Here is a 6,741-nt window from a genome sequence, read left to right as displayed (position 1 = left end):
GTCGAGTTCGGATTCGATGGTACTCTCGTCGACGCCGATATCGGCGAGGGCCTTGACGTCGAGTTCCTTGCGCTGAGCCTGCCGAATACCGCGCAGGCTCGCGTAGCGCGGTTCGTTGATCCCCGTCTGAATCGTCAAGACGGCCGGCAGCTCGAGTTCGGTGAGCTCCTCGACGCCGCCCTCGAGTTCACGTCGCACGGAGGCGATGCCGTCCTCGAGGTCGTGCTCGAGGTGGTTGACGACCGCGCCCCACTGGAAGCCGAGGTTCTCGGCCACCGAAACGCCGGTCGCGGCGAAGCTGTCGTCGCCGGCCTGGACGCCGGTGAGCACGAGGTCGGGGTCCTCTTCCTCGATGACGGCGCTGAGAATCTCCGTCTTGGCGTTAACGTCGAGCAGATCGACACCCTCGAGAGAGTCATCCCAGACGCGGACGGCGCGGTCAGCACCTTTCGCGAGTGCCTGGCGGATGGTCTGTTCGCCGTCCTCCGGACCGATGGTGACGGTGACGACCTCGTCGGCGATGCCGTCTTCCTGGAGCTGAACGGCCTCTTCGATCGCGTAGTCGTCCCACTCGTTGAGATCGGCGCCGAGGTACTGGTCAGCGATTTCCGTTCCCTCGATTTCGAACTCGTCTTCGACGGTCGCGACCTCTTTGACCGTAACGAGAATTTTCATCATCCATCACTGCTACGTCCATACCGTAAACCTTTTCGAAACCGCCCGTCACCCAGAAGCCGTTCAGTTACCATTCTTCAGATTCCATTCATGATGCGTTATATCTGCAGTCGATTCTCCGACCGATAGCTACCAGCGTTTCGCTCTCTCTCGTTCACGATCCGGAAGACGGAAACGGTTTAACGCCACCACTGGTAGTGCCGTTCATGGCAGACTGTCCACTCGCCGATGACTGCCCGGAGTTTTCCGAACGGATCTCGGGAATGGGATGTCAACACTACGGTGACCGGGGTGGCAAGGAGTGGTGCAACCAATACAATCAGCCGATCGACGATCTCAAGACCCAGCCGGTCAAGTCGGGCGAGGAAGTCGTCATCGACGTCGTCGACATGCACGAAAGCGGCGCCGGCGTCGGCCGAACCGACGACGGGTTCATCGTCATGGTCGACGGTATCTTACCGGAAGCCCGCGCTCGAGTCGAGATCACCCGGGTCCACAGCAATCACGCACGAGCGGAGGAGCTGGAGATCCTGCCGATGGATCCCGACGACGACGACGCTGAAGCGGCGGACGAAGACGCAGCGGAGGGCGCGGAGACGGAAGACGATGCTGCCACCGACGACGAAACCGGTGCGGACGACGATGACGGCGGCCCGCAGCGCGAGCGACTCGGCAGCCGCGATAATTTCTGGGGCTCCTAACACACCGCCTCGAGTGGACAGTCGGCGCGGTGGATTCTCACGGAGTCCGGACGCCGTTCGGGCGATGCTCGGTCCGATGGCAACAAGATGCAAATATCGTTTCTGCTTACTGTCCGGTAATCGATTGGGAGTAGATCTCGCAGTGGCCGTCAATTACTCGCAGTGATCGCGCTCGTCTGTGCGATCGGTGGACTGGTTCTCGCAGCGGGGGCGTTGCCCACCCTCGCGTCGGACTTGCCAGCGAGCGGCATTTTCGAGGGTGCGGCCGATAGGCAGGCGTCCGGTGCAACAACCGCGTCATCGGCGGCCGCTGCCGGCACCGGTCGACGACGCCGCCGCGACGCTCGTCACGACAGCCGACCTCCGCGTTGCACTGCTCGCCCTCGCGGCCGTCGCCGTCGGGACGGGACTGTTCGCGGTCGTCCTCGTGACGTGGGCGTTTCGCGGCTAGGGGCTGTGGCTCACCGGTGGCGGTACCGATCATCGCCCCGCACCGTTCCGCTTCAGACAACGTTTTCTCGGTTCGCGCGAGATGTGGGTGCATGGAACGTATATCGCTGTCGAACTCGGCGTTCGAGGGTGACAACAACGCCTATCTCTTCGCGAACGGATCTGAAACGGTGCTGATCGATACCGGCGACTGGATGCCGACGACTCGCGAGCAACTCGAGGCGGCGTTCGCCGATCGGGGACTCGAACTCGCCGACGTCGACCGGATCTTTCTCACGCACTGGCACCACGACCACTGCGGGCTGGCCGGCGAGATTCAGGCCGAAAGCGGTGCCGAGGTGTACGCACACGCCGCCGACGCGGCGCTCATCGAGGGCGACGAGGACGCCTGGGACGCGATGTACGACCGCCAGAAACGCTACTTCGAGGAGTGGGGGATGCCCGAGGCCAAGCAGGAGGTCCTCCTCGACCGGATGACCGACGGCGAAACGACCGTCGAGACGCCGACCGTCACTCGCTTCGAGGACGGCGAGACGTTCTCCGTCGACGGGACCGACCTCGAGGTCGTCCATACCCCCGGTCACGCGGCCGGCCTCAGCATGTTCGAGGCCGAGATCGACGGTCGGCGGGTGGTCTTCTCCGGCGATACGCTCCTGCCGGTGTACACGCCGAACGTCGGCGGGGCGGACGTCCGCGTCGACCGGCCGCTCGAGAAGTACCTCCGTGCGCTGCAGGGAATGGTCGACGCGGACTACGACCGCGCGTGGCCGGGACACCGCGACCCAATTGACGACCCGACCGGGCGGGCGCAGTACATCATCGACCACCACGAGGAGCGCTCCTGGCGGGTGCTCGACGCGTTGGATCGAACGGGTCCGTGCGACACGTGGACCGTCAGCGCGGAGCTGTTCGGCGAACTCGACAGTATCCACATCCTCCACGGTCCCGGCGAGTCCTACGCTCACCTCGAGCATCTCGAGCGCGAGGGGACCGTCGTCCGCGAGGGGCGCGAGTACCGGCTCGCCGACGGCGTTTCGGACGAGCTCGCGGCGCTCGAGGCGGAGCGCTGGAGCCTCGAGTACTGAGCCGTCACCGTTTTCGGTCGATCCGTTTCGCGTAATCACGAGCTCGATGTGCTTACGGCGCAGGGTGTTCGGTAGTGAGTTCGATGAAAGAGGTCCCTGCTATCGTGGCAACACGGAATCGCCACGCCCTCCCCAGCCGATTCATTCGCTCGTTTCACTCGCTCACTCATCCCTCGCACGACTTCGGGCCGCGGTTCACCGGCGGTTCACCGCGGCCCAGCGCGCGCCACCGCATGCCGGATGACCGGTCTGGAGTGAGACGTGGTTTCCCTGTATCGAACACCCGCGGACAGACGAGCAGGAGATGCGGCGGTCGCGAAGATTGTCGCCGGTGCTGCTCAGTCTTCCATCGAGGGGACCGGCACGCTGTTCAGCGCGCCCTCGACGATCAAGCGTGGATCGACGTCGCGGACGTCCGCCTCCGTCGTCAGGACGATGCGGTGGTCCAGCACGGGGTGGACGACCGCGTGGACGTCCTCCGGAGCGACGTAATCGCGGCTCGCGATCGTCGCTCGGCAGACGTCGACGAGGTACGCCCGAATCTCGGGGTCGACGCCGATCGAGACTTGTTTCTCGCCCATCGCTTCCAGCAGGGCGGCCTGGATCTTGGGCGGCGCGCGGTTGATCTCGTCGGCCAGCACCACGTTCGCGAAGATCGGTCCCTCCTCGAACTCGAACTCGCCGGCCTGCTCGTCGTAGACGTGGGTGCCGGTGATGTCGGCCGGCAGCAGATCGGGCGGAACTGGATGCGCTTGAACTCGAGGTCGAGCGCCGTCGCGAGGGTCCGCGCCGTCAGGGTCTTCCCGGACCCAGGTACGTCCTCGAGGAGGACGTGGCCCTCGCCGACGACGGCCGTGAGGATCGTTCGAAGAGCCGTTGTTCCCCGATGACTGCCGTCCGAATCTCCGCGAGGACGCCCTGTGACGTCTCGGCGGCGGCGGAAACGTTCCTGATCGCTGTCAGTCACCGGAACGGCATATACGGTTCGGCCAACCGATCGACGCCATCTAATACCGAGAAGTATTTACTCGTGTCCGAGTTAGAAACGTGTATGATGTGGCAAGACCTGATTTTCCTGGCCGGCAGCGTCCTCTCGATCGTCTTCCTCGCACCGACGGTGCGTGACGTGACCGCGAACATCCCGCTCGCTTCGAGCGTTCCGTCGATGACGATCGGCGCCATCTACGCCGCGACGTACGCGACGATGGGAATGCGCTTCTCTGCGCTCGGCTCGTTCGGCGTCGCGACGATGTGGTCGCTGATCGTCTCCTACCGCTCGCCCGGTCCCCACGACGGCCCCGCGAACGTCGTCCGGTTCGCCCGATCGCTGCTCCGACAGGCGGTAGGAACCGTCACTGGGTCTCCGACCGAAGACGAGTACGTCGCGTCCGGCCAGTCGGCCGACTGACTCGATCGCCCGACCGACCACTTTCCCTCCTTTTCCCCGATCAACGAGCGGTTTCCACCGATACCGAAATCGGAGACGCCGGTGCCGGGACCGTGGAAGCTTTGATCCCACCGGAAGCTAGTTGTTCACATGTCCACGCGAGTCCGCGGAGCCGGGGGAGGGGAGTCGCCGTGATCGACGACGTCGAGGAACTCCTCGAGGAGATCGGGTTCGATCCGGAGACCAGTGTACTGACCTACCGGCAAGCACAGGTGCTCGCGTTGCGCGAACGCGGCGTCTCGCAGGCCGACATCGCCGAGGCGCTGGGGACCTCGCGGGCGAACGTCTCCTCGATCGAGTCCAGCGCCCGCGAGAACGTTTCGAAGGCCCGCGAGACCGTCGCCTTCGCGGAGGCGCTTCGCGCGCCGGTCCGCGTTCGCGTCCCCGCCGGGACCGACCTCTACGACGTCCCGCAGATGGTGTACGACGCCTGCGACGAGGCCGGCGTCAAGGTCGATCACACCGCGCCGGATCTGATGAAAGTCGTCGGGGACGCCGCGGGGTCGGCCGTCTCCGGCCGACAGATATCGACGCCGCTGATCGTCGGAGTGACCTCGGAGGGAATGGTCCGCGTTCGCCATCACGACTGATCCGTCACCCCTCGCTGCAGCCCGAATTCCGACGGTATCGACCGAAACGATTCACACCGATCGCCCGACGGCTGGGCAATCGAGTGTGTAGTGACGTTCAGTGGCTGTACAATGACGTTCAGTGGCTGCGAGACTCGCGCCTGTTTTCGAGAAACTGTTGCACCAGTCTCCCCACTGCCGATCGAAACTGGTCCATCTCGACGGTTCCGCTCCCGCGATAGAGGCGGTTGTGCGCTTCGCGAACGATGTCCTCGAGGACGCGCTCGTGGACGGCCTCGACGGTCACGGGTTGTTGGCGGTCCTCGAGTAGCCTCGCGATTTTCTCCATCCGTTGCCGCGTCGCGTACGTCGCGGCCAGCTCCGGAGCGGACGCGTCGACCGAACTCGTCTCCTCGACGTCTCGGGTCGCGGGATGGAGTAGTTTCGCCCGCTGTCCCCGTTTGTTCCGAATGATAACCCCTTCAGCGGGTCCGTCGTACCAGTTCGACTGCGGGACGGCGTACGACTCCGGATCGAAATCTCGAGTGTGCCGCTCACGTTCGACGGCGTTCACGGGCCGGAGCCCGACCCGCTCGAAGATCCGTTCGGTAGTATCGGGCGGATAAAACGCGCCGTTCTCGTCCGACCAGATATCGAACCCGAGGACCGACGGGGTGCGGTCCCACTCGTACTCGATCGCGTGCCGGTGCATCGCCTCGCCGAAGAAGACGATCGACTCGACGTCGTCGACGGCGCGTCGAAGCGCGTCCCGGTCGAGACGCTCCCGAACGTGGCGGACGGCGTGGTGGTACGGGCCGGGAATCGCGTCCGGATCCGAATACCACCGGTTTCGATCGCCGAAGCGGACGAGCCCCGACCGCTGCAACTGAAACCGAAAATTCGCCCCGTCGACTTTCTCGAGGAGCCAGAGATGCCCGTCATCGAAGAGCTCGCGGGGCGCATTCTCGACGCGCGGGATGGATGGGTATCGCTTCAACTGTGTCGTCCTCGAGGGGGTCCACCGTCTTTTATCTCCCGTTCACCCTGGTCCCTCGGAACCGCTCATCGGGAGGATACTGTTCGTCGACTCGCGATCTACCGAGTCGACGGAAAACGTCATCCCTTCCGTCTCCGTGTCTACGGGTATGAGTCCCGATGACAGAGTCACCGTCGAAGACGTGATGTCAACGCCCCTGGAGACGATTTCGACGGACGCAACGGTAATGGAAGCGGCACAGCGGATGCGCGAGAAGGACATCAACGCACTGGTCGTTCGGACCTCGCCGCGGGCGATCATCAGCAGTACGGATGTCCTCGACGCCGTCGCTGACGGTCGGGACATCTCGGAGTCGCGGGTCGCCGACGTGATGACGACCGACGTCGAGACCGCCGCCCCGGACCTCTACGTGGAGGAGGTCGCCGCGATGCTGACCACGTACGGGATCAAGCACCTCCCGGTCGTCGACGACGACTACGTCGGGATGGTCTCCTCGACCGACGTCACCGCCCACCTCTCGTAGTCGCGGTCAACCGCTCGCTCTCGGCGGCCGCTCGAGGGTGTAGTGTGCGTCCCGATCGCAGTGATCGCTCCGTCACCCCTTATTGACCGGCTGGCTATCGATACAGCTGCTCGCGTATCGATCACCTGCCGGCTCCCCGAGAGATTTGTACGCCCCGGCCGTCGGCACGGGTATGGACTTCGAACTCGACGGCAATTCGGCGCTGGTGACCGCCGCCTCGAGCGGCCTCGGCTTCGCGAGCGCGCAGGCGCTCGCCGAGGAGGACGCGAACGTCGCGATCTGTGGCCGGGACGC

9 protein-coding genes and 1 pseudogene are annotated in these 6,741 nt (G+C 64.7%); 7 read left to right on the top strand and 3 right to left on the bottom strand.

Features of this window, described 5'->3' with window-relative positions:
• Positions 1-675, bottom strand: a 675-nt coding sequence (locus PGX04_RS16545; RefSeq protein WP_273739518.1) for an electron transfer flavoprotein subunit beta/FixA family protein, incomplete at its 3' end; no start/stop codon positions are given.
• Between the two features lie 206 nt (positions 676-881).
• Here PGX04_RS16545 and PGX04_RS16540 point away from each other — a divergent pair.
• The 3 genes from PGX04_RS16540 (at position 882) to PGX04_RS16530 (ending at position 2,911) form a co-directional block, all read left to right on the top strand.
• Entirely contained in the window at positions 882-1,376 is a 495-nt protein-coding gene (locus PGX04_RS16540; protein WP_273739517.1) for a TRAM domain-containing protein, read from the top strand.
• A 283-nt stretch (positions 1,377-1,659) separates the two neighbouring features.
• Complete coding sequence (locus tag PGX04_RS16535; RefSeq protein WP_273739516.1) at positions 1,660-1,827, top strand: hypothetical protein; 168 nt, start codon at positions 1,660-1,662, stop codon at positions 1,825-1,827.
• 91 nt (positions 1,828-1,918) lie between these two features.
• The gene (locus PGX04_RS16530) at positions 1,919-2,911 is read left to right on the top strand and encodes an MBL fold metallo-hydrolase (protein ID WP_273739515.1); all 993 of its coding nucleotides are present in this window, start codon (positions 1,919-1,921) and stop codon (positions 2,909-2,911) included.
• 338 nt (positions 2,912-3,249) lie between these two features.
• Here PGX04_RS16530 and PGX04_RS16525 read toward each other — a convergent pair.
• A pseudogene (locus tag PGX04_RS16525) lies at positions 3,250-3,865 on the bottom strand (AAA family ATPase).
• Between the two features lie 97 nt (positions 3,866-3,962).
• Here PGX04_RS16525 and PGX04_RS16520 point away from each other — a divergent pair.
• Together PGX04_RS16520 and PGX04_RS16515 are read left to right on the top strand one after the other, a co-directional pair.
• The gene (locus PGX04_RS16520) at positions 3,963-4,319 is read left to right on the top strand and encodes a hypothetical protein (RefSeq protein ID WP_273739514.1); all 357 of its coding nucleotides are present in this window, start codon (positions 3,963-3,965) and stop codon (positions 4,317-4,319) included.
• A gap of 170 nt (positions 4,320-4,489) precedes the next feature.
• Positions 4,490-4,948, top strand: a complete 459-nt coding sequence (locus tag PGX04_RS16515; protein ID WP_273739513.1) for a Tfx family DNA-binding protein — start codon at positions 4,490-4,492, stop codon at positions 4,946-4,948.
• Positions 4,949-5,066: 118 nt separating this feature from the next.
• Here the strand turns inward: PGX04_RS16515 and PGX04_RS16510 are convergent, their stop codons facing one another.
• Positions 5,067-5,924, bottom strand: a complete 858-nt coding sequence (locus PGX04_RS16510) for an RNA ligase family protein (RefSeq protein WP_273739512.1) — start codon at positions 5,922-5,924, stop codon at positions 5,067-5,069.
• 148 nt (positions 5,925-6,072) lie between these two features.
• Between PGX04_RS16510 and PGX04_RS16505 the strand changes: the two genes are divergently transcribed.
• Both PGX04_RS16505 and PGX04_RS16500 read left to right on the top strand, forming a co-directional pair.
• Positions 6,073-6,447 (top strand): CBS domain-containing protein, encoded by a 375-nt coding sequence (locus tag PGX04_RS16505; RefSeq protein ID WP_273739511.1) that lies wholly within the window; start codon positions 6,073-6,075, stop codon positions 6,445-6,447.
• 172 nt (positions 6,448-6,619) lie between these two features.
• The coding region (locus tag PGX04_RS16500; RefSeq protein WP_273739519.1) for an SDR family NAD(P)-dependent oxidoreductase at positions 6,620-6,741 on the top strand (122 nt) is incomplete at its 3' end.

This window comes from Natrinema soli (assembly GCF_028618695.1).
This window is presented reverse-complemented; position numbering and strand designations above follow the sequence as displayed.

Bases quoted from the DNA above. Each gene is read 5' to 3' on its own strand.
- PGX04_RS16520 (WP_273739514.1), top strand. From the start codon at position 3,963: ATGATGTGGCAAGACCTGATTTTCCTGGCCGGCAGCGTCCTCTCGATC.
- PGX04_RS16540 (WP_273739517.1), top strand. From the start codon at position 882: ATGGCAGACTGTCCACTCGCCGATGACTGCCCGGAGTTTTCCGAACGG.
- PGX04_RS16505 (WP_273739511.1), top strand. From the start codon at position 6,073: ATGAGTCCCGATGACAGAGTCACCGTCGAAGACGTGATGTCAACGCCC.
- PGX04_RS16530 (WP_273739515.1), top strand. From the start codon at position 1,919: ATGGAACGTATATCGCTGTCGAACTCGGCGTTCGAGGGTGACAACAAC.